The sequence below is a fragment of the Aminobacter sp. MSH1 genome (assembly GCF_003071665.1).
GTDB classification, from domain to species: Bacteria; Pseudomonadota; Alphaproteobacteria; order Rhizobiales; family Rhizobiaceae; genus Aminobacter; species Aminobacter niigataensis.
In genome coordinates this window covers 3,378,627-3,398,700 of sequence record NZ_CP026265.1, presented here as the reverse complement: position 1 = coordinate 3,398,700, position 20,074 = coordinate 3,378,627, and the positions used below count along the sequence as shown (strand labels likewise).

The window sequence follows — 20,074 nt, the reverse complement described above, 5'->3', positions numbered from 1 at the left end:
GGATCTGATACATGCTCGACACGATGCGAAGTGCTGCAGGAACCTGGGTAGCTAAGCTTCTGCTTCTGCTGCTCGTCGTGAGCTTCGCCGCGTGGGGCATTTCCGGCTCGATGCTCGGTGGCGTCGGCGGCGACAAGGTCGTCACCGCTGGAGGAACCTCCGTCTCCGGGGTCGAGTACCGCCTCGCCTATGACCGCCAGGTCAACGTCATGTCGCAGCAGTTCGGTCAGCGTCTGACCCGCGAGCAGGCCACTGCCCTCGGTATCGACAACCAGGTCGCGTCTCAACTCGTGGCCGGCGCAGTGCTCGACGAACAGGCGCGCAAGCTCGGCCTCGGCCTGTCCAAGGATAGCCTTGCCCAGCTGACCTGGGAGGATCCTGCCTTCCAGAATGCCAGCGGGCAGTTCGACCGCCAGTCTTTCGAATACATCCTGCGCCAGATCGGCATGCGTCCCGAAGACTATCTGAAGAACCGTGCCCAGGTGGCTGTCCGCCAGCAGATCGTCGAGGCAATTTCCGACGGCATGAAGGCGCCCGACACCTTCCTGCGTGCCGTCGCGCTCTACCGCGGCGAAGATCGCACGGTCGACTACCTGCCGCTGCCGAAATCGCTCGTCGAGCCGATCGCAGCACCTGCCGACGACGTCCTCAAGGCATGGTTCGAGGAAAACAAGAAGAACTACGCAGCACCCGAATTCCGCAAGCTGAGCTACGTCAAGCTCGAGCCAGAGGATATCATGGATCTCGGCTCGATCACTGACGAGCAGGTGCGCCAGGACTACGACAAGAACAAGTCTCATTTCACCACCGCCGAAACGCGCAAGATCGACCAGCTGGTGTTCCCCAGCGCCGACGCCGCCAAGGCTGCGTCCGACGCGATCAAGGCCGGCACCGCATTCGACAAGATCGTCGCCGACCAGGGCAAGACGGCTGCCGACGTCGCTCTCGGCACGCTGACCAAGGACACAGTTGCCGACAAGTCCGTTGCCGAGGCCGCCTTCGCGCTGCAGGCAAACCAGGTCAGCGACGTGGTCCAGGGCTCGTTCGGACCGGTGCTGGTCCGCGTCAGCGAGATCTCGCCTGAGGCGGTGAAGACGTTCGACGAGGTCAAGGATCAGATTCGCAAGGATCTCGCCCTTGCCGAAGCCAACCGCATCCTGCTCGACGTGCACGATTCCTATGAGGACGCCCGCGCCGGCGGCGAATCGATGCGCGCCACTGCCGACAAGCTGAAGCTGAAGGTGGTGACGATCGATGCCATCGACCGCGCAGGCCAGTTGCCCGACGGCACGGTCGTCAACACGCTTCCGGACTCGCGCAACCTGATCCAGGCGGCCTTCGAGGCAGAGGCCGGCATCGAGAACCCGCCGCTCAACATCGGCACCAATGGTTTCATTTTCTACGAAGTGGACGGCATCACGCCGGCTCGCGACCGCACCCTCGACGAAGTCCGGGAAAAGGTCGTCGCGGACTGGACCGCCGCCGAAGCGACCAAGCGCCTCAGGGACAAGGCGGCAGAACTTGAAAAGCGCCTCAAGGATGGCGCGGCAATGGACGTGATCGCGGGCGAACTCAAACTCGAGAAGCAGACCAAGCGTGGGCTCAAGCGCGAAGCCGACGACGCCGATTTCGGCCGCGAGGGAGCTGCTGCCATGTTTGCCATGGGCGAAGGTGGCACTGGCATCATCTCGGCGCCTGCCGGCGATGCACAGATCCTGTTCAAGGTCGTCGAGGTGTTCGAGCCCGCCGGTGCCGACGCAAGCGCCGTGCCTGAAGACGCCCAGAAAACCTTCGCGTCGGGCATGTCCGACGATCTGCTCGACCAGTTGGTGGCGCAGCTCCAGGGCGAGTACAAGGCCACCATCGACCAGGCTGCGATCGCCCGCGCGATCGCTGTGACGCCACAATGAGCGCACTCAAGCCTCACATCGCCAAGGTCGCCGCTGGCGCCCCTCTCACCTTCGAGGAAGCGCGCGAGGCCTTCGACATCATCATGTCGGGCGAAGCGACGCCGGGGCAGATCGGCGGCTTCCTGATGGCGCTGCGCGTGCGCGGCGAAACGGTCAGCGAAATCTCCGGCGCCGTCGCCACCATGCGCGACAAGATGCTTCGCGTCGAAGCGCCGGCTGACGCCATCGACATCGTCGGCACTGGCGGCGATGGCTCGCACAGCGTCAACATCTCGACCGCCTCGGCCTTCGTCATCGCCGGCGCCGGCGTTCCCGTTGCCAAGCACGGCAACCGCGGCCTGTCTTCGCTGACAGGTGCCGCTGACGTTCTGACCGCACTCGGCGTCAACATCGACCTGGCGCCCGAAGCGATCGGCCGCTGCATCCATGAGGCCGGCGTCGGCTTCATGTTCGCGCCGGCGCACCATCCGGCGATGAAGCATGTCGGCGCGACACGCGTCGAACTCGGCACCCGCACCATCTTCAATCTTCTCGGGCCCCTCTCCAATCCGGCCGGCGTCAACCGCCAGCTGGTCGGCGTGTTCTCGCCCGAATGGGTCGAGCCGGTCGCCGAAACGCTAAAGGAACTCGGCGCCCAGCACGTCTGGGTCGTCCACGGCGACGGCTATGACGAGATCACCACGACAGGCGAAACCCGTGTCGCAGCACTCGCCAATGGCGCCATCAGCACTTTCACGCTGACCCCCGAACAGGTCGGCCTGGCGCGCCATACGCGCGAAGAGCTGCGCGGCGGCGATTCCACCTACAACGCAGCGGCTTTGCGCGGCGTGCTCGAAGGCACTGCCGGCGCGTATCGCGACACGGTGCTGATGAATGCTGGTGCCGGACTGGTTGTCGCCGACAAGGTGGCGACCATCGGTGAAGGCGTGAAGCTCGCGGCGGATGCGATCGACAGCGGTCGCGCCCTGGCCGTGCTGCAGCGCCTCGTCGGCGTCTCGAACGGATAAAGTCATGGCCGACATCCTGCGCCGAATCGAAGCCTACAAGCGCGACGAGATCGCCGCCGCCAAGGCATTGCTGCCGCTCGCCGAGGTCAAGGCCAGGGCGCGCGACGTTGCCAAGCCGCGCGGCTTCACGGCGGCACTCGAAGCCAAGCGCCGCGACAAGCGCTTCGCTCTGATCGCCGAGATCAAGAAGGCCAGCCCGTCCAAGGGGCTGATCCGCGCCGATTTCGACCCGCCGTCATTGGCGCAGGCCTATGCCGAAGGCGGCGCCGCCTGCCTGTCTGTGCTGACCGACACGCCATCCTTCCAGGGCGCGCCCGAATTCCTGATGACTGCACGCGAGGCCTGTGTCCTGCCTGCCTTGCGCAAGGACTTCATGTTCGAGCCCTATCAGGTCTACGAAGCACGCGCCTGGGGTGCGGACGCCATCCTCATCATCATGGCAAGCCTGTCTGACGACGACGCCCGCCGGCTCGAAGATACGGCCTTCGAACTCGGCATGGACGCTCTGATCGAGGTTCACGACGAACCAGAGACGGAGCGAGCCCTGAAGCTTCAGTCGCGCCTGCTCGGCATTAACAATCGCAATTTGCGCACCTTCGAGCTCAACCTCGAAACATCCGAACGGCTGGCACCGATGGTACCGGCGGATCGGCTGCTTGTCGGCGAAAGCGGCATCTTCACGCATGAGGACTGCCTGCGCCTGGAGAGATCGGGCATTGGCAGCTTCCTTGTCGGCGAGAGCCTGATGCGGCAGGCCGACGTGGCGGCCGCCACGCGCGCACTGCTCGAAGGCGCGCCTCAGGCCGCGAGCGCCTGACATGGCGGCTACGCTCACCCATATCGGCGCCACCGGCGAAGCCAACATGGTCGACGTCGGCGACAAGGCCGAGACGACACGGACTGCGATCGCCGAAGGTACGGTGACGATGCGTCCCGAAACGCTCGCGCTGATCCTCTCCGGCAATGCCAAGAAAGGCGATGTGCTGGGCACTGCGCGCATCGCCGGCATCATGGCGGCCAAGCGCACGCATGAACTCATCCCACTCTGCCACCCGCTCCTCCTGACCAAGGTTTCGGTCGAGATCGAGCCCGACGAAGCCCTGCCCGGTCTTCGCGTGACGGCCCTTGCCCGCGTCACCGGCAAGACCGGCGTCGAGATGGAGGCGCTGACGGCTGCTTCCGTGGCTTGCCTGACCATCTACGACATGGCCAAGGCCGCCGACCGCGGCATGGTGATTTCCGGCATCCGCCTGGTCGAGAAGACCGGCGGCAAGTCGGGCGACTACAAGGCAGGCGCATAGATATGGCGCTGCTGCCGGTCTCCGAGGCGCTGGAACGCCTTCTCGACGGCGCTGAACCCGGCGGTTCGGAAACGGTGAGCCTCAGGGAGGCGTCGGGACGTGTCCTTGCCGCTCCCTTGCATGCCCTGCGCACGCAGCCGCCCTTCGCTGCCTCGGCGATGGATGGATATGCCGTTCGCGCCGATGACATCGCATCGTTGCCGGCACTATTGTCTGTCATCGGCGAAGCTCCGGCAGGCAAACAATTCAGCGGAACGCTGTCGCATGGCCATGCTGTGCGCATCTTCACCGGCGCTCCCGTGCCCGAAGGCGCCGACACGGTCGTCATCCAGGAAAATGTGCGCGACCTCGGCAATGGCGAAATCGAGGTGGTGGAGCCGACCACGCCCGGCCGCAACATCCGCGCCAAAGGCCTGGACTTCCGGCAGGGTGACCTGATCCTCGACACCGGCCGGGTGCTTGATCCCGCTGCTCTGTCGCTCGTTGCTGCCGCCAATCATCCCGAGGTGGAGGTGGCCAAGGCGCCGCTGGTTGCCATCATCGCCACCGGCGACGAACTTTTGCCGCCCGGCAGCAACCCCGGTCCCGGCCAGATCATCGCCTCCAACGCCTATGGCGTCGCTGCTATCGCCGAGTCCGTCGGCGCGCGCGTGCTCGACCTGGGCATCGCGCCTGACCGAACGGAAGCGATCTCGGCACGTGTCCAAAAGGCGCTGGACGCCAAGGCGGACGTCATCGTCACGCTTGGCGGCGCGTCCGTCGGCGACCACGACCTGGTCCATGGCGTGCTGACCGGGCTCGGCATGGATCTCGATTTCTGGAAGATCGCCATGCGCCCGGGCAAGCCGCTGATGTTCGGTCGGCTCGGCAAGACGCGCTGCATCGGCCTGCCCGGAAATCCTGTCGCCAGCCTGATCTGCGCGCACATCTTCCTGAAACCCCTGCTGGCGAAGCTAGGAGACCGGCCTTATTCAGCCGACATCCGAAACGGCATTCTCGACACGGCGATGGCCGCCAACGAACTGCGCCAGGATTACGTCCGCGCCGTCGCGCGCGAAACGGCCGACGGCCTTGTGGTGACGCCATACACCGTCCAGGATTCGTCGATGCTTCGCACGCTGGCCGATGCCAACTGCGCGATCATGCGCGAACCCTTCGCACCGGCCGCCGAAATTGGCAGTCCCTGCCGCGTGCTGATGCTGCGCTGAACAAAGCACTGCCCTCCCTTCAGGAAATATAAACAGTTGCAGAACACAACTGGAACAGATAGCGTTTGTTCCGGGTTTGTTTTTCTTTTGATTCCTCAGGGGTGGCCATGCTGACGCGCAAACAACACGAGCTTCTGCTGTTCATTCACGAGCGGCTGAAGGAGGCAGGCATCCCGCCATCCTTCGACGAAATGAAGGAGGCGCTGGATCTCGCCTCCAAATCCGGCATCCATCGGCTGATCACGGCGCTCGAGGAGCGTGGTTTCATCCGCCGCCTGCCCAACCGGGCACGTGCGCTTGAAGTGCTGCGCCTGCCCGATTCGATCGCACCCGGCCTCAACGCGGCACGAAAGTTCTCGCCGAGCGTCATCGAGGGCAGCCTTGGCCGTAAACCGGAGCCATCGCGATCGTTCTCGCACGGCAATGACGACGACGTCGGCGCGGCGGTCACCATACCGGTCATGGGGCGCATCGCCGCCGGTGTGCCGATCGACGCGATCCAGCACAAGACCCATTCGATATCGGTGCCGCCGGACATGATCATGGGCGGCGAGCATTATGCGCTCGAGGTCAAGGGCGACTCGATGATCGAGGCCGGCATCTTCGACGGCGACACGGTCGTCATCCGCAGTTCCAACACCGCCAATCCCGGCGAGATCATCGTCGCATTGGTCGACGACGAGGAAGCAACCCTCAAGCGCTTCCGCCGCAAGGGCGCCTCGATCGCCCTGGAAGCCGCCAACCCGGCCTATGAAACCCGTATCTTCGGGCCAGACCGGGTCAAGGTGCAGGGCAAGCTCGTCGGGCTGATCCGCCGCTACTGATCCTTGCATGCATGTCGGAAGCGCACTGCGCGCGATCTACTGAGCTGGCGTTGCCGGCTCCGGTGCGCCCTGACGTTTACTTTCCCGCCGATAGGGCGGCAGTCCCCTCGCCTCGCGGGAGAATTCTCGTTGCGCATGCCAGGGCCGGTATGGCGTGGCCACAGCGTGGCGGATGTCGGCCTGTGGAGGAACGCCTCCCCCGCCAGGCGTCAGGAATATCGCCGCACTTCCCAAGCGTGCCAATTCACGGCTGGTGAGAACGATCGCAGCTGAGTGCGTACACACGTTGACTGCAGTGGCGTCGTTGACGACAAGAAGGTCAGCGGTGGCACAGGCGCGCCTGGCGGCTACCGCGCTTTCTGCATGAGCAACCTGCACGCCCGAGGGGTGCTCGACGAGACACAAGCCGTCGGCGCAGGAAAAGGCAGTGCCACTGCCGGAAGGGCTTGCGACGCCTGGGCTGGTCGCATTGTTCCGCTTGCTCTGGTTCGCCGGCCCCAGGCGCGTGGGGCCGACCACGTCCTCGGTCACCAAGGCACGTTTCCAATTGTCGATTGTGAACTGGTTTGGCCGAGCACGATTGACTGCAAGCCTGCCTGCACCAACCGGTACGCCCATCAGGCGCGCGTCCTCCGAGACCAGCACGTCCGGCGCTTCCGCATTCATCAATGCCAGCAGGGCGAGAGCCGCAAGCGGCAGAGCGGCAACGCGCAGCCAGGTCGTGGCCATCGATGCGATGATCAGCGCCACCGTGACTAGAACGACCGAATGCGTCGACACCAGCCCGACCGCGTCGACAGGCGAGTGCTCGGAAAACCATTTGGCCAGCGCGATCATGGCCGTCAGGCCGGCACCCATCGTATCGAGGAAGATGCCATCGAGGCGGAACGGCATGAAGAGGCCGGCAAGCACGGCAAACGGCATGACCAGTACCGAGACGATCGGCATCACTGCCAGATTGGCGACAAGACTGAGCGGCGAGACGCGCTGGAAATGCCAGGCGCCGAAGACAGCAGTGGCAAGACCTGCGATCACCGAGGTCGCGGCAAGCCCGACCGCCATCGTAGCCAACCAGCGCCACAGCTTTGAGGGCATCGACCGCTGGATGGCCGGTTGAGCTTGCTGCTCACGCCGATCGGACCACCAGGCATAGGCGCCGACAAGTGCTGCAGTCGCGGCAAACGACATCTGGAAGCTCGGGCCGACCACCTCGTGCGGCGAGATGACGATGACCACGATGGCCGAGATCGCCAGATTGCGCATGGTCAACGCAGCCCGGTCGAACACCACCGCGGTCAGCATGACGGCCAGCATGATGAAGCTGCGCTGCGCTGCGACCTCTGCCCCCGAAATGAACAGATAGCCCGCTGTCGCGGCCAAGGCGGCGCTTGCCGCCAATTTCTTCACCGGACGGCGCGAGGTGAAAGCTGGAAACGCTGCGAAGCTCAGCCGCATCAGCAACATCACCGTGCCGGCGACCATCGCCATGTGCAGGCCCGAGATCGAAATGATGTGGTAGAGGCCGGTGCGCCGCAGCGCCTCGTTGACGTCTTCCGGGATGCCGCCACGCACGCCGACGACCAGGGCCGCAGCAATTTCCCCTTCAGCACCACCGATGCGATCGCGAATGCGCTGGGCGATACGATCACGCGCGTTTTCCACCCAGGCTGATGCCTGGCCCGCGGCCGATTGCGGCTTAGCAGCAGCGGCAAGCTCCGGACCCTTCATGAAAAAGCCGCTGGCGCCGATGCCATCGAAATAGCTTTCGAAGGAGAAGTCGTAACTCCCCGGGCGCACCGGGCCTGACGGCGGCATCAGCCTGGCGTAGCCTGTCACTTGCGAACCGGCCCTCACGCCTTCGGGGACCTTGCGGGCGATGAGCCGCACGCGATCCGGCGCATAACGCAGAACCGGCCGTTCGGTCGCCAGGATATCGAGGGTCAGGCGCAGACGGCCGTTGTCGAGGGTATCGATCTCGACCACCCGCCCTGTGATGCCGGCCGATATCGCCGCGCCGAGCATCTTGGTTGCCATCCGTTCCGTTTCAATCTTGGCAATGGCCATGCCGAGCAGGCAGATGGCCGCAGCAGCAAGCGCGTAATAAGCCAGCCTGTTCGTACGCGTCAGAAATGCGAGCACAGCCAATAGCGCGAAGGCTGCGGCCAGCGGTACAAGGGGCGGTTCGGCACGAAAGCTGAAATAGGCAAGCGCCCCGATCGCCAGAAAGACCGGCACGAGCAGGAATGCGGCGCCACGATCGAGTTCGATTTCGATAGCCACGCGAGTGGCTCGCATGGACGAGCGGAGAGCGGCACCTTGGTCCGACCATGGCGACGACCGGGGAAAATAGTGCCGTGGCGCCCGCGGCGAGGCGTCGCCCGGGGCACCAACCTCAAGCGCGCTCGGCCGTGCCCATGCCACGGCGGGCGCAACGGGGCCGCCCAGCAACGCGCGCTCGCTGGTCTCGACCACCGGAATGTTACCGGATTCCCCCTCCCGCACGCGGTCGCCCATCGGGCCTGCCTCTTGCGCCCCAGACCTTCTATGCTACATCAACGCCACCGAAACGCCATGCGCCGCCGGTCTTCGGCCAAGCGCGCTATGCCTCCCTTGGAAATCGCCATGTCCGTCGTCACCCGCTTCGCCCCCTCGCCCACCGGCTACCTGCACATCGGTGGTGCGCGCACGGCTCTCTTCAACTGGCTCTATGCCCGCCACACCGGCGGCACCATGCTGCTGCGCATCGAGGACACCGACCGCGAGCGCTCGACCGATGCTGCCACCGCGGCAATTCTCGAGGGCCTCACCTGGCTCGGCCTGACCTGGGAGGGCGAGCCGACCTCGCAATTCGAGCGCGCGCCGCGCCACCGCGAGGTCGCCGAGGAGCTCGTCCGCATGGGCAAGGCTTATTACTGCTACGCTTCGCAGGACGAGCTGACCGAAATGCGCGAGAAGGCCCGCGCCGAAGGCCGTCCGCCGCGCTACGATGGGCGCTGGCGCGACCGCGATCCGGCGGAAGCCCCGGCAGGCGTGAAGCCGGTGATCCGCATCAAGGCGCCGACCGAGGGCGAGACGCTGGTGCGTGACCGCGTGCAGGGCGACGTGCGCTTTCCCAACAAGGATCTCGACGATTTCATCATCCTGCGCTCGGATGGCGTGCCGACCTACATGCATGCGGTCGTCGTCGACGACCATGACATGGGCGTCACCCACATCATCCGCGGCGACGACCATCTGACCAACGCCGCGCGCCAGACGATCATCTATGTCGCCATGGGCTGGGATGTGCCTGTCATGGCCCACATCCCGCTGATCCATGGTGCCGATGGCGCAAAGCTGTCCAAGCGCCATGGCGCGCTTGGCGTCGATGCCTATCGCGCCATGGGCTACCTGCCCGAGGCATTGCTCAACTATCTCGCCCGCCTCGGCTGGAGCCATGGCGACGACGAGGTGATGAGCATCGAGGACATGATCGCCTGGTTCGAGATCGAGGACGTCAACAAGGGTGCGGCGCGCTTCGACTTCGCCAAGCTCGAGGCGCTGAACGGCGTCCACATGCGCCAGATGGACGACAGGAAGCTGTTCGACATCTTTGTGGCGACCTTGCCCTACCTGCCCGGCGGCGATGCGATCCTTGCCAGGCTCGACGACAAGCGCAAGGCGCAGCTGCTGGCCGCCATGCCCGGCCTCAAGGAGCGCGCCAAGACGCTGATCGAGCTTGCGGATGGCGCGGGCTTCCTGTTTGCCAAGCGTCCCTTGCCTCTCGACGAGAAGGCGGCAGCGCTTCTGGCCGGTCCGGCCAAGGATGTGCTCAAGGGCGCGCACGCGGCGCTGGCCGGCGTCAACGACGACTGGAACGCCGCTTCGGCGGAGGCAGCGATCCGCGAATTTGCCGGGCGCGAGAACGTCAAGTTGGGAGCCGTCGCACAGCCCCTGCGTGCAGCCCTGACGGGCAAAAGCACGTCTCCCGGCGTGTTCGATGTGTTGGCCGTCCTGGGGCGCGACGAAAGTCTAGCCCGCATTTCCGATCAAATCGATTAGGTCAGCAGTGCTTTCCTAGTTTTGCATTGAAATGAGGCTATTGCGGTGCAACATTGCGGCAACAGGTCAATTTGAAAGCAGCGGGGAAGCTGGGGGCTCGGACATTCCGGGCCTAACGGGTTGCCTTGTTATGAAGATTGCGCCGCCCAGGGCGGCAACTCAGCACTAAGGAGTATGCGATGACTGATTCGACCGCCAAACTGGAGTTCCGCGGCCAGACCCACGAGTTCAAGGTGCGCGCCGGAACGGTCGGACCAGATGTGATCGACATCGCATCGCTCTACGCCACCACCGGCGCCTTCACCTACGACCCCGGCTTCACCTCGACGGCGAGCTGCGAGTCGGAGATCACCTTCATCGACGGCGATGCCGGCATCCTGCTGCACCGCGGCTACCCGATCGACCAGTTGGCCGAGCACGGCGATTTCCTCGAGGTCTGCTACCTCCTGCTCTATGGCGAACTGCCGACCAAGTCCCAGAAGGACGACTTCGACCATCGCGTCACGCGCCACACCATGGTGCATGAGCAGATGTCGCGCTTCTTCACCGGCTTCCGCCGCGACGCGCACCCGATGGCTGTCATGTGCGGCGTTGTCGGTGCCCTGTCGGCCTTCTATCACGACTCGACCGATATCTCGGATCCGCACCAGCGCATGGTCGCTTCGATCCGCCTGATCGCCAAGATGCCGACGATCGCGGCGATGGCCTACAAGTACCATATCGGCCAGCCCTTCGTTTACCCCAAGAACGAGCTGAACTTTGCCGCCAACTTCCTGCACATGTGCTTTGCCGTGCCGTGCGAGGAGTACAAGGTCAATCCGGTGCTCGCCCGCGCCATGGAGCGCATCTTCATCCTCCATGCCGACCACGAGCAGAATGCCTCGACCTCTACCGTGCGCCTCGCCGGTTCCTCGGGCGCCAACCCGTTCGCCTGTATCGCAGCCGGCATCGCCTGCCTGTGGGGTCCGGCCCATGGCGGCGCCAATGAAGCGGCGCTCAACATGCTGAGCGAAATCGGCCATGTCGACCGCATTCCGGAGTTCGTCGCCCGCGCCAAGGACAAGAACGATCCGTTCCGCCTGATGGGCTTCGGCCACCGCGTCTACAAGAACTACGATCCCCGCGCCAAGATCATGCAGAAGACCACGCATGAAGTGCTCGGCGAGCTCGGCATTAAGGACGATCCGATGCTCGACGTCGCAATGGAGCTCGAGCGCATCGCGCTAACCGACGAATACTTCATCGAAAAGAAGCTCTACCCGAACATCGACTTCTACTCGGGCATCACGCTGAAGGCGCTGGGCTTCCCCACGACCATGTTCACCGTGCTGTTCGCGCTCGCCCGCACCGTCGGCTGGATCGCGCAGTGGAAGGAAATGATCGAGGATCCGCGCCAGAAGATCGGCCGTCCGCGCCAGCTCTACACCGGTGCTGCCGAGCGTGACTATCTGCCGATCGCCAAGCGCTAGCGCCAAGCGAAACGAATTGAACAACGCCCGCCAAGCTCTTGCCAGGCGGGCGTTTTTTCATTTGTGGATGTGTTTGAGCACGGCTTCGGCGGCAAGTTCGCCGGAGGGGCGATCGGTCGTCATGCGCCGGAGGATCTCGGCAAAGCCTTCCTTCTGCCAGCGCCTGATGCCGCTGTCGGCGAACAGGCCCTCGATGTGACGCGCCATCCATTGCGGGCGCACATACTGGTTGTAGGCTTCGAACACCACCGGCCTGTCGGCGATCAGGTTGGGCAGCGACGCGCTCCAGACGGTGATCAGCCCCTGCACCACGCGCATGAAGGTGTCGAGCTTGTAGTTCGACATCATCGGTACGCCGGCGAGCGCAAGCTCCAGCGACACCGTTCCTGACGCTATCAGCGCCGCATCGGCCTCGCCGAAGGCCTGCCATTTGCGCTGTGGGTCGAGGATGATCTCGGGTTTTTCCGGCCAGCCAGAGACGGCGTCTTCGACCAGGCTGGCCACGTGCGGCACCGTCGGCAGCAGCAGGCGCAAGCGGTGACCGCGTGCACGCAGGATCGATACGGTCTCGCCAAACGGGCCGATCAGGCCGCGCACCTCGCTGCGGCGCGAGCCCGGAAGCAGCAGAAGTGTCTTTTCGCGGTCGGGCGAAAGAGCGCCCTTGCCTTCCTGCATGGCGGCTGCGACGGCGATACCGGGATCACTGACCAGCCGGTGGCCGACGAAAGTGCCGTGCGGGCCGCCCAGCCGCGCAAGCTCGGCGGGTTCGAAGGGCAGGATGCAAAGCACTTCATCGACATGCGGCTCCATCGCCTTGGCCCGGCTCGGCCGCCACGCCCACACGCTCGGGCAGATGTAGTGGACGATCGGAATCCCAGGCGCGAGCGCGCGAACATTCCTGGCCACGCGCAGCGAAAAATCCGGGCTGTCGATAGTGATGAGGCAATCCGGCTTTTCGGCAGCTACGAGGCGCGCCGTCTGGCCGATCCGCCGCATCAGGCGCGGCAGGTCGCGGACGATCGCCGTCAGTCCCATCAGCGCGATCTCGCTGGCATCGAACAGCGGCGAAAGCCCCAGTTGCTGCAAATGCCGGCCGCCGGTGCCGACCAGCCTGACCTCGCGGCCGGTCAGTCGCTGCAGCGCCCGCACCAGGTCGGCGCCCAGGAGGTCGCCCGACTCTTCGCCGGCGACGATGGCGATCTTGAGCGGCGGCTGAGTCATTTGCCCCTCTCACTCGTCAGACCAACAACGAAGAGGCCGAGCCGATCGGCACGTTCCACGACCTCGCCAACATCGAGCACGAAGGAGCGTCCAGCTTCGACACCAATTCCGGCCAGGCCCGCAGCGTGTGCCGCATCCACCGTTGCGGGACCGATGGTCGGCAGGTCGGCGCGCATTTCCTGGCCGGGCTTGGCACATTTGACCAGGACGCCGCGCTTGCGGCCGGAGATACGACCGTTGTTGCGCAGGTCACGGACACGTTCGAGCAGAAGATCGGTTCCCTCGATGCCTTCAAGGGCGATGGCCCGTCCGCCTATGGCGACGGCGGCCTGGCCGATGTCGAGCGCCCCGATGGCGCTTGCGGCCTCCAAGCCTGCGCGGAGGTCGGCCCAGTCGCCGTCCTTGGGCGCAAGCCCGCCGATCCTGCCTTCTATGGCAAGCAAGTCCGGCACGACCTGATGCGCACCCACGACCTTGATGCCGTTGTCCTCGATCAGGTCGACCAATATGCGGAGCAGACCGTCGTCGCCGCGCGCAAAACCGGCCAGCGCCCGCGGCAGGATGCGAAGAAGCGAAACGCTTGGACGGATGGCGCGCCAAGCCGGACGGCGGCTGATGCCACCGGCGAGCACGAGATGGGTGATGCGCTCGCGCTTGAGCAGCGGAACAAGCGCTGCGAACTGCTCGATCGCCAGCACCTTGCCGTCATAGCTCCACAGGCTGGTGCCGGGATCGGTCTCGCCTTCGATCAGTACGATGAATGGCGCGTGTCCCGTCTCGGCCAGGCTCTCGGCCACATTGACGGGAAGGCGGCCGCTGCCGGCAACGACAGCGACCCGGTCGGCCGCGGAAAGGACTATCTTCTTTCCGCCCTCAGCTTTCGTCATCGGCGGCGTCGTCGGAGACGGCGGTTCGGAGCGGCGGCACCGTGAAATGACGCTTGCCCCGTGCCTGGATGAAATCGAGCATGTCGCGCACGATGGCCGACCCCTGGAACTCGCGTTCGACAGCCGGAATGTTCTCGGCCACTGCGCGTGCGGGGTCGAAGATCATCTTGTAGGCCTTGCGCAGCGCAAAGATTTCGGCGCGCGGCAGGCCCGAGCGCTTCATGCCGATGACATTGAGCCCGCGCAGTCGGGCGCGATTGCCCATCACCATGCCATAGGGAATGATGTCGCCGTCGATGATGGCAGCGCCGCCAGCGAAGGCATGATGGCCGATACGCGTCATCTGGTGGACCGCGCACAACCCGCCAAGCGTCACGTTGTTGCCGACCTCGACATGGCCGCCAAGCGTCGCGACATTGGCCATGGTGACATTGTCGCCGACGATGCAGTCATGAGCGATGTGCGCATAGGCGAGAAACAGCCCGTTGTCGCCGACAGTGGTGGCGCCGCGGCTGGTGTCGGTGCCAAGATGCATGGTCACGCCTTCGCGGATCGTGCAGTTCTTGCCGACGACCAGCGTCGTGCGGCCACCCTTGTGCTTGTTGTTCTGCGGTGCTGCGCCGAGCGTCGCCTGCGGAAACACCTTGCAGCCTTCACCTAGCGTGGTTGCGCCCATAATGGCGACATGGCTGATCAGTTCAACGCGATCGCCGATAACGGCATCGGCGCTGACATGGCAGAACGGCCCGATGCGGACGCCCGCGCCCAGCTTTGCGCCAGTTTCGACGACGGCGGCGGGATGGATGAAAGTTTCAGTCTGCATGAAAGGTCTTGCTATTCCTTCGGCACCATCATCGCCGCCACCTCGGCCTCGGCCACGGTGACGCCATCGACCTGCGCATCGCAGGCGAATTTGAGGATATTGCCGCGCTTCTTGATCTTCTTGACGTGAATTCTGAGCTGGTCGCCAGGCACGACCGGCTTGCGGAACTTGGCCGCATCGACAGTCATCAGGTAGACCAGCGACGGGCTTTCGTCGACCACCAGGCGCAGGCAGATCGCGCCGGCGGTCTGCGCCATCGCTTCGATGATCAGCACGCCCGGCATCACCGGCTGGCCGGGGAAATGGCCCTGGAAATGCGGCTCGTTGAAAGTGACGTTCTTGATGCCAACAGCTGAATCGTCGCCGTCGATGTCGACGATACGGTCGATCAGCAGGAACGGATAGCGATGTGGCAAAAGCTTGAACAGGCCGAGAATGTCGACGGATTCGAGCGTCTTGGTCGTCTGGTCAGTCATTGCCCCCACCGTCCTTCTTTGTCTTGGCCATCTTCTTGAGCCATGCGAACTCGCGCATCGCATCCTTCATCGGCTTGGCCGGAAAACCAGCCCAGATCTCGCCTGCAGGCACGTCATGCATGAAGCCGCTGCGCGCCGCCAGCCTGGCCCCTGCGCCGACAGTCAGATGGTCTGCAATCCCGACGCCGCCGCCCATCATGACATTGTCGCCGACGGTGACCGAGCCCGAAATACCCGTTAGGCCGGCGATGACGCAATTGCGGCCAATGCGCACGTTGTGGGCGATCTGGACGAGATTGTCGACCTTGGTGTTTTCGCCGATGATCGTATCTGCCATGGCGCCGCGGTCGACCGTCGAGTTGGCGCCGATCTCGACATTGTCCTGGATGATGACCCGGCCGATTTGCGGAATGCGTTCCGGTCCGCGCGCGCCGCCGGCGAAACCAAAACCATCCTGGCCGATACGGGCGCCGGCATGGATGATGACCCCGTTGCCGATCAGCGCATACTGGATTGAACTATGCGGGCCGATGTAGCAATCGCGCCCCACCTGCGAGGAACGGCCGATCACGGCATTGGCCGCGACGACCGTGCCGGCGCCGACACCTGCCTTGGGTCCGATGACCGCACCGGCCTCGATGATCGCGCCCGTCTCGACATGGGCGGTGGGATCGATATGCGCAAAGCGCGAAATGCCTGCTTCACCGGTCGCACCGACCGGGCGCTCGGCGTCAGGATAAAGCAGTCGGCCGATGCGTGCGAAAGCCTGCTGCGGACGTGGCGTCACCAGGACGGCAATACCATCGGGCACAAGGCCGACAACATCAGGCGTGCAAAGCACGGCTGCCGCATGAAGCGTCGGCAACGACGCGCCGTTGCGCTTGCCATCGACGAACACCAAGGCACCTTCGCCGCCAGCAGAAGCAGACGCGATGGTTGAAATCTCAATGTGGGAATGGCCGGGATCGGCGAGCACGGCCCCGGTAAGCCCGGCCACCTCGCCAACCGAATAGCGGCGCGACGGCACAAAAAATACCGGATCCGTCATGAAATGCTGTTCCAGCTAGGCCGGGGCCTTCCGGGCCATGATGGCCCGGAAGCGTCGTTCCGCCAAATTAGAAGCGGGTCGAGATGCCGAAGTTGAATTCCTGCGTGTCGTCCGTGTCTTCCTTCTGGACCGGCACCGCATAGTCGATGCGAAGCGGACCGAAGGGAGACGCCCAGAGCAGGCCGATGCCCACCGAAGCGCGCCACTGCATGTCGGTGCCAACGATCGTCGGAACGCCCTCAACCTTGCTGCCGTAGAGCGTCGCCGCGTCGGCAAAGACCGCACCGCGCAGGCCGAAGCTCTCCGGCACCACCGGGATCGGGAACTGGGCCTCGGCCGAAGCATTGAAGTAGGTCGTACCACCCAAGTGGTCGTCGCCATCCGTGTCGATTGGACCAATGCCATTGTATTTGAAACCACGGATCATGCGGTCGTTGTTCTTGAAGTGATCGAACACACGCAGGCCATCGTCGCCGAAGCCCTGGATGTGACCGCCGCCCGCCGAGACGAGGCCAACGATATCAAGCTCTTCCGACAGCGTCTGGTAGTAGCTGGCACGACCGGTGACCTTGACGAACTTGGCGTCACCACCGAGGCCTGCCACTTCGGTCGTGAAGTTGGCATAGATGCCGCCATGCGGGTTCTTCATGTCGTCGATGGTGTTGTACACCAGCGTGCCGCTGACCGACGACTTGATCCAAGGGCTATCTTCAACACCGTCCAGGATTGCCTTCGAAATATCGCATTTGGCAGGGTCGTAGGCGCCACCAGCGTCCAAGCAATCCTCGTCGAGAGCATACTTTTCCTGCGAAATATTGTAGGCGAGCTGCGTCGAGATATTGTCGGTGATCGGCAGGCCGAAGCGGATGGTGCCCCCCGTGATGTCACTTTCATATTCGTCGTACTTGCGCGTCTGGCGGAACACGTCGAATCCGGCAGCGATACGGCGGCCGAGGAAATACGGCTCGGTGAACGAGAAGCTGTAGTCACGCGAATTCTTGCCGCCACCGGCGGAGAACTTGATGAACTGGCCGCGGCCGAGGAAGTTGCGCTCGGTGATCGAGCCTTCCACCGACGGGCCGGCATTGTCGCCACCGGTCGAATAGCCGGCGCCGATCGAGAACTCGCCGGTCGACTTCTCGACCAGGTCGACAACCAGCACGACCTGGTCGGGCTGCGAACCGGGAGCGGTGGAGACTTCGACGCGCTCGAAGAAGTTCAGCGCCTCGAGGCGCTTCTTCGCACGCTGGATGAGCACCTGGTTGAAGGCATCGCCTTCGCTGACGTCGAATTCGCGACGGATCACGAAGTCGCGGGTGCGCTCGTTGCCGCGGATTTCGATGCGCTCGACATAGGCCTTGGCGCCCTGATCGACCGTGTAGACGACCGAGATCGTGCGGTTTTCGAAGTTGCGGTCACCGCGCGGCGTCACCTTGGCGAAGGCATAGCCCTTGCCGGCAACGTTTTCGGTGATCCCGATGATCGAATCCTCGACGTCCTTGGCGTTGTAGGTGTCGCCCTTGCGCGTCTCGACCAGCGACTGCAGCGTCGCGCCGTCGATCTCGGGGATCGTGCTTTCGACCGTGACGTCGCCGAACGTATAGCGCTGGCCTTCATCGACGGTGATCGTGATGGTGTACTGGTTGGTCGCTTCGTCGAGTTCGCCGAAGGCGGAAACGACCTGGAAGTCGGCATAGCCGTGATTGAAGTAGAAGCGGCGCAGCGCCTCTTCGTCGGCGCGCAGACGATCCTCGTCATAGATATCGTCGCGCAGCATGAACGACAGGAACGACGAACGCTTGGTCGAAATCACATCCGCAAGGCGGCGGTCGCCATAGGCGTCGTTGCCGACGAAATTGACCGCGGCGATCTTGGTGCGGCCGCCTTCGTTGATCTCGAACACCACGTTCACGCGGTTTTCGCCAAGGTCCATGACATTGGTGCCAACGGTGACATCGTCGCGGCCGACGCGCTTGTAGGCTTCCTTGATCGCCTGGGCGTCAGCTTCGAGCGCTGCCTGCGAGAATGCGCCACGCGGCTTGAGCTGAACAGCACCGCCGAGTGCCGCGTCCTTGAGCTTCTTGTTGCCCTGGAACAGCACGTTGTTGACGACCTGGTATTCGGAAACCTGAACCACCAGGGTCGAACCGACCTGGTTGATACGGACATCGGAGAACAGGCCGCTGCCGAACAGCGCCTTCACGGCCTCGTCGATATCGGCATTCGAGAACGACTTGCCCGGCTTGATGGAAATGTAGTTGCGAACGGTGTCCGCATCGACGCGCTGGTTGCCGCGCACCTCGACCCGGTTGACCACCGCCGCCTCTGCGGCGGACACGGCAACAAACTGGACCGCCACTGCGCCAGGAATGGCCAGTGCGGCGGACAGAGCCACCGCGGACGCGGCGCTCGCAAACTTCAATGCTGCCTTCATCGGGCTATATAACCTTTTTCTCGAAGTCCCCACGGCGAGAAAACCGGACGTCGCGGTAAATTTCCCATACCGTAATAACCGGATTTTCCCTACACGCAAGGCTTCTAGTTAATTTGTATTTACTTACCCTGCGAGCGTGACTTTCGCGTCACTCATATCGCCCCGGATGGTAAACGCTCCCTCAACGGGCCCCCTGCCCGTTCCGAATTTCTTAATGATTTCAGCAGCCAAACAGGTCGTTCCAGAAAACGAAACCCATGAAGGCAAGAACCAGAATCATCCCCACACGATAGACCGCCTCCATTGCCCGTTCCGACACGGGGCGGCGGATCACTGCCTCGACGGCATAGAACGCGAGATGGCCGCCGTCCAGCGGAGGAATCGGCAATAAGTTAAGAAAGCCGATGCCGACCGACAACAACGCCACCAGTTGAACCAGCCACATGAAGCCCAACTGGGCTGCCTTGCCTGCCATGTCGGCAATCTTGACCGGTCCGCCAAGCTGGCACTTGTCTTCGCGGCCGACCACGAATCGCTTCAGGAACTGGCCGGTTCGCTGGATGATGTGGCCCGTCTCGGAAACCGCCTGAACGAAGGCTCCGCCCGGGCTGTAGCTGATCAGCCGCGGCTGGCCCAGTTCCTCGTTGTTGACCACCCCGATGACGGCCACCTTGACCGAATTGCCGAGCGCATCCTTCTGCTCCATCATCTCCGGCGTGGCCGTAAGCGCGATCTCCTTGCCGTCGCGCATCATGACGAAGGCAATCGCATCGCCGCCCCGGCCTGAGACCAGCCGCTGGACGTCGGAGAAGGTTTCCACCGGCTTGCCATCGACGCTGACGAATCGGTCGCCCGGCAGGATGCCGGCGTTGGCGGCCGGGCTTGCCGCCCTCACCTCCGCCACGGTCGGCTCCATGACGTAGCGGCCATAGGCCGAAAACAGCACGGTAAAGACCGCGATCGTGAGAAGGAAATTGAACAGAGGACCTGCAACGACAGTTGCGGCGCGCTTCCAGACCGGCTGGGTGTGGAAGGCTATCTTATGCTCCGCCGGGCTGAGATTGTCGTCCTCGGCGCCTGCCGGCTTGCTGGTGACGCTCATGTCGCCGACAAACTTGACATAGCCGCCCAGCGGTATCGCGCAGAGCTTCCAGCGCGTGCCGCGACGGTCGTTGAAGCCGAGCAACTCCGGCCCAAAACCGATCGAGAAGGCCTTCACGCCGATGCCACACCAGCGACCGACAAGGTAGTGGCCCATCTCGTGTACGAAAACGACGATGGTCAGCACGAACAGGAACGGCACGATGGTGCCGATCAAAAGGCCGTCCGTGCTCAGGAAGGCGGGAAGATACTCGTTCAAATCAAGTCCTCAACCAGTACCATCGAGCCCCATCTGGGCCAACTTGCCTTGCCCGACGCTTGCGC

16 protein-coding genes are annotated in these 20,074 nt (G+C 63.9%); 8 read left to right on the top strand and 8 right to left on the bottom strand.

The genetic code is table 11. The features are described 5' to 3' along the window. The first annotated feature begins 11 nt into the window (after positions 1 to 11). The 6 genes from CO731_RS16880 to lexA all read left to right on the top strand — a co-directional run bounded on the left by CO731_RS16880 (position 12) and on the right by lexA (position 6,250). Positions 12 to 1,910, top strand: coding sequence for a SurA N-terminal domain-containing protein (locus CO731_RS16880; RefSeq protein WP_108608015.1), 1,899 nt, complete (start codon positions 12 to 14; stop codon positions 1,908 to 1,910). Next, a complete protein-coding gene (trpD, locus tag CO731_RS16875) occupies positions 1,907 to 2,917 on the top strand; it encodes an anthranilate phosphoribosyltransferase (protein WP_108608014.1) in 1,011 nt (336 codons plus the stop codon). The genes CO731_RS16880 and trpD overlap by 4 nt, the downstream gene beginning before the upstream one ends. 4 nt (positions 2,918 to 2,921) lie before the next feature. Then, positions 2,922 to 3,734, top strand: a complete 813-nt coding sequence (trpC, locus tag CO731_RS16870; protein WP_108608013.1) for an indole-3-glycerol phosphate synthase TrpC — start codon at positions 2,922 to 2,924, stop codon at positions 3,732 to 3,734. A 1-nt stretch (position 3,735) separates the two neighbouring features. Beyond that, positions 3,736 to 4,218 carry a cyclic pyranopterin monophosphate synthase MoaC gene (gene moaC, locus CO731_RS16865; protein WP_108608012.1) on the top strand — a complete coding sequence of 161 codons (483 nt, stop codon included), beginning with the start codon at positions 3,736 to 3,738 and terminating at the stop codon, positions 4,216 to 4,218. 2 nt (positions 4,219 to 4,220) lie between these two features. Beyond that, positions 4,221 to 5,426: a gephyrin-like molybdotransferase Glp gene (gene glp, locus CO731_RS16860; RefSeq protein WP_108608011.1), complete on the top strand. Its 1,206-nt coding sequence runs from the start codon at positions 4,221 to 4,223 to the stop codon at positions 5,424 to 5,426. A 107-nt stretch (positions 5,427 to 5,533) separates the two neighbouring features. Continuing rightward, complete coding sequence (gene lexA / locus CO731_RS16855) at positions 5,534 to 6,250, top strand: transcriptional repressor LexA (RefSeq protein WP_108608010.1); 717 nt, start codon at positions 5,534 to 5,536, stop codon at positions 6,248 to 6,250. A 36-nt stretch (positions 6,251 to 6,286) separates the two neighbouring features. Here lexA and CO731_RS16850 read toward each other — a convergent pair whose 3' ends face one another. Further along, positions 6,287 to 8,530 carry a ComEC/Rec2 family competence protein gene (locus tag CO731_RS16850; protein ID WP_343207430.1) on the bottom strand — a complete coding sequence of 748 codons (2,244 nt, stop codon included), beginning with the start codon at positions 8,528 to 8,530 and terminating at the stop codon, positions 6,287 to 6,289. Between the two features lie 336 nt (positions 8,531 to 8,866). Here CO731_RS16850 and gltX point away from each other — a divergent pair, with 336 nt between their 5' ends. Together gltX and gltA are read left to right on the top strand one after the other, a co-directional pair. Further along, positions 8,867 to 10,291 (top strand): glutamate--tRNA ligase, encoded by a 1,425-nt coding sequence (gene gltX / locus CO731_RS16845; RefSeq protein ID WP_108609883.1) that lies wholly within the window; start codon positions 8,867 to 8,869, stop codon positions 10,289 to 10,291. Positions 10,292 to 10,470: 179 nt separating this feature from the next. Further along, a complete protein-coding gene (gene gltA / locus CO731_RS16840) occupies positions 10,471 to 11,760 on the top strand; it encodes a citrate synthase (RefSeq protein ID WP_108608008.1) in 1,290 nt (429 codons plus the stop codon). A gap of 57 nt (positions 11,761 to 11,817) precedes the next feature. Here gltA and lpxB read toward each other — a convergent pair whose 3' ends face one another. The 7 genes from lpxB to rseP form a co-directional block, all read right to left on the bottom strand. Then, the gene (gene lpxB, locus CO731_RS16835; protein WP_108608007.1) at positions 11,818 to 12,981 is read right to left on the bottom strand and encodes a lipid-A-disaccharide synthase; all 1,164 of its coding nucleotides are present in this window, start codon (positions 12,979 to 12,981) and stop codon (positions 11,818 to 11,820) included. Further along, positions 12,978 to 13,868 carry a UDP-2,3-diacylglucosamine diphosphatase LpxI gene (lpxI, locus tag CO731_RS16830; RefSeq protein ID WP_108608006.1) on the bottom strand — a complete coding sequence of 297 codons (891 nt, stop codon included), beginning with the start codon at positions 13,866 to 13,868 and terminating at the stop codon, positions 12,978 to 12,980. The genes lpxB and lpxI overlap by 4 nt, the downstream gene beginning before the upstream one ends. Next, positions 13,855 to 14,691 carry an acyl-ACP--UDP-N-acetylglucosamine O-acyltransferase gene (gene lpxA, locus CO731_RS16825; RefSeq protein WP_108608005.1) on the bottom strand — a complete coding sequence of 279 codons (837 nt, stop codon included), beginning with the start codon at positions 14,689 to 14,691 and terminating at the stop codon, positions 13,855 to 13,857. Before lpxA ends, lpxI begins: the two co-directional genes overlap by 14 nt. 11 nt (positions 14,692 to 14,702) lie before the next feature. After that, entirely contained in the window at positions 14,703 to 15,167 is a 465-nt protein-coding gene (gene fabZ / locus CO731_RS16820) for a 3-hydroxyacyl-ACP dehydratase FabZ (protein WP_108608004.1), read from the bottom strand. Further along, complete coding sequence (gene lpxD, locus CO731_RS16815) at positions 15,160 to 16,215, bottom strand: UDP-3-O-(3-hydroxymyristoyl)glucosamine N-acyltransferase (RefSeq protein ID WP_108608003.1); 1,056 nt, start codon at positions 16,213 to 16,215, stop codon at positions 15,160 to 15,162. Before lpxD ends, fabZ begins: the two co-directional genes overlap by 8 nt. Positions 16,216 to 16,282: 67 nt before the next feature. Continuing rightward, entirely contained in the window at positions 16,283 to 18,649 is a 2,367-nt protein-coding gene (gene bamA / locus CO731_RS16810; protein ID WP_108608002.1) for an outer membrane protein assembly factor BamA, read from the bottom strand. 220 nt (positions 18,650 to 18,869) lie between these two features. Beyond that, positions 18,870 to 20,009, bottom strand: a complete 1,140-nt coding sequence (rseP, locus tag CO731_RS16805; RefSeq protein WP_108608001.1) for an RIP metalloprotease RseP — start codon at positions 20,007 to 20,009, stop codon at positions 18,870 to 18,872. Positions 20,010 to 20,074 lie beyond the last annotated feature (65 nt).

Excerpts from the sequence above, each read along its gene's own strand:
- CO731_RS16880 (WP_108608015.1), top strand. The coding sequence starts at position 12 with ATGCTCGACACGATGCGAAGTGCTGCAGGAACCTGGGTAGCTAAGCTT.
- trpD (WP_108608014.1), top strand. The coding sequence starts at position 1,907 with ATGAGCGCACTCAAGCCTCACATCGCCAAGGTCGCCGCTGGCGCCCCT.
- trpC (WP_108608013.1), top strand. The coding sequence starts at position 2,922 with ATGGCCGACATCCTGCGCCGAATCGAAGCCTACAAGCGCGACGAGATC.
- moaC (WP_108608012.1), top strand. The coding sequence starts at position 3,736 with ATGGCGGCTACGCTCACCCATATCGGCGCCACCGGCGAAGCCAACATG.
- glp (WP_108608011.1), top strand. The coding sequence starts at position 4,221 with ATGGCGCTGCTGCCGGTCTCCGAGGCGCTGGAACGCCTTCTCGACGGC.
- lexA (WP_108608010.1), top strand. The coding sequence starts at position 5,534 with ATGCTGACGCGCAAACAACACGAGCTTCTGCTGTTCATTCACGAGCGG.
- gltA (WP_108608008.1), top strand. The coding sequence starts at position 10,471 with ATGACTGATTCGACCGCCAAACTGGAGTTCCGCGGCCAGACCCACGAG.
- lpxB (WP_108608007.1), bottom strand. The coding sequence starts at position 12,981 with ATGACTCAGCCGCCGCTCAAGATCGCCATCGTCGCCGGCGAAGAGTCG.
- lpxI (WP_108608006.1), bottom strand. The coding sequence starts at position 13,868 with ATGACGAAAGCTGAGGGCGGAAAGAAGATAGTCCTTTCCGCGGCCGAC.
- lpxA (WP_108608005.1), bottom strand. The coding sequence starts at position 14,691 with ATGCAGACTGAAACTTTCATCCATCCCGCCGCCGTCGTCGAAACTGGC.
- fabZ (WP_108608004.1), bottom strand. The coding sequence starts at position 15,167 with ATGACTGACCAGACGACCAAGACGCTCGAATCCGTCGACATTCTCGGC.
- lpxD (WP_108608003.1), bottom strand. The coding sequence starts at position 16,215 with ATGACGGATCCGGTATTTTTTGTGCCGTCGCGCCGCTATTCGGTTGGC.
- bamA (WP_108608002.1), bottom strand. The coding sequence starts at position 18,649 with ATGAAGGCAGCATTGAAGTTTGCGAGCGCCGCGTCCGCGGTGGCTCTG.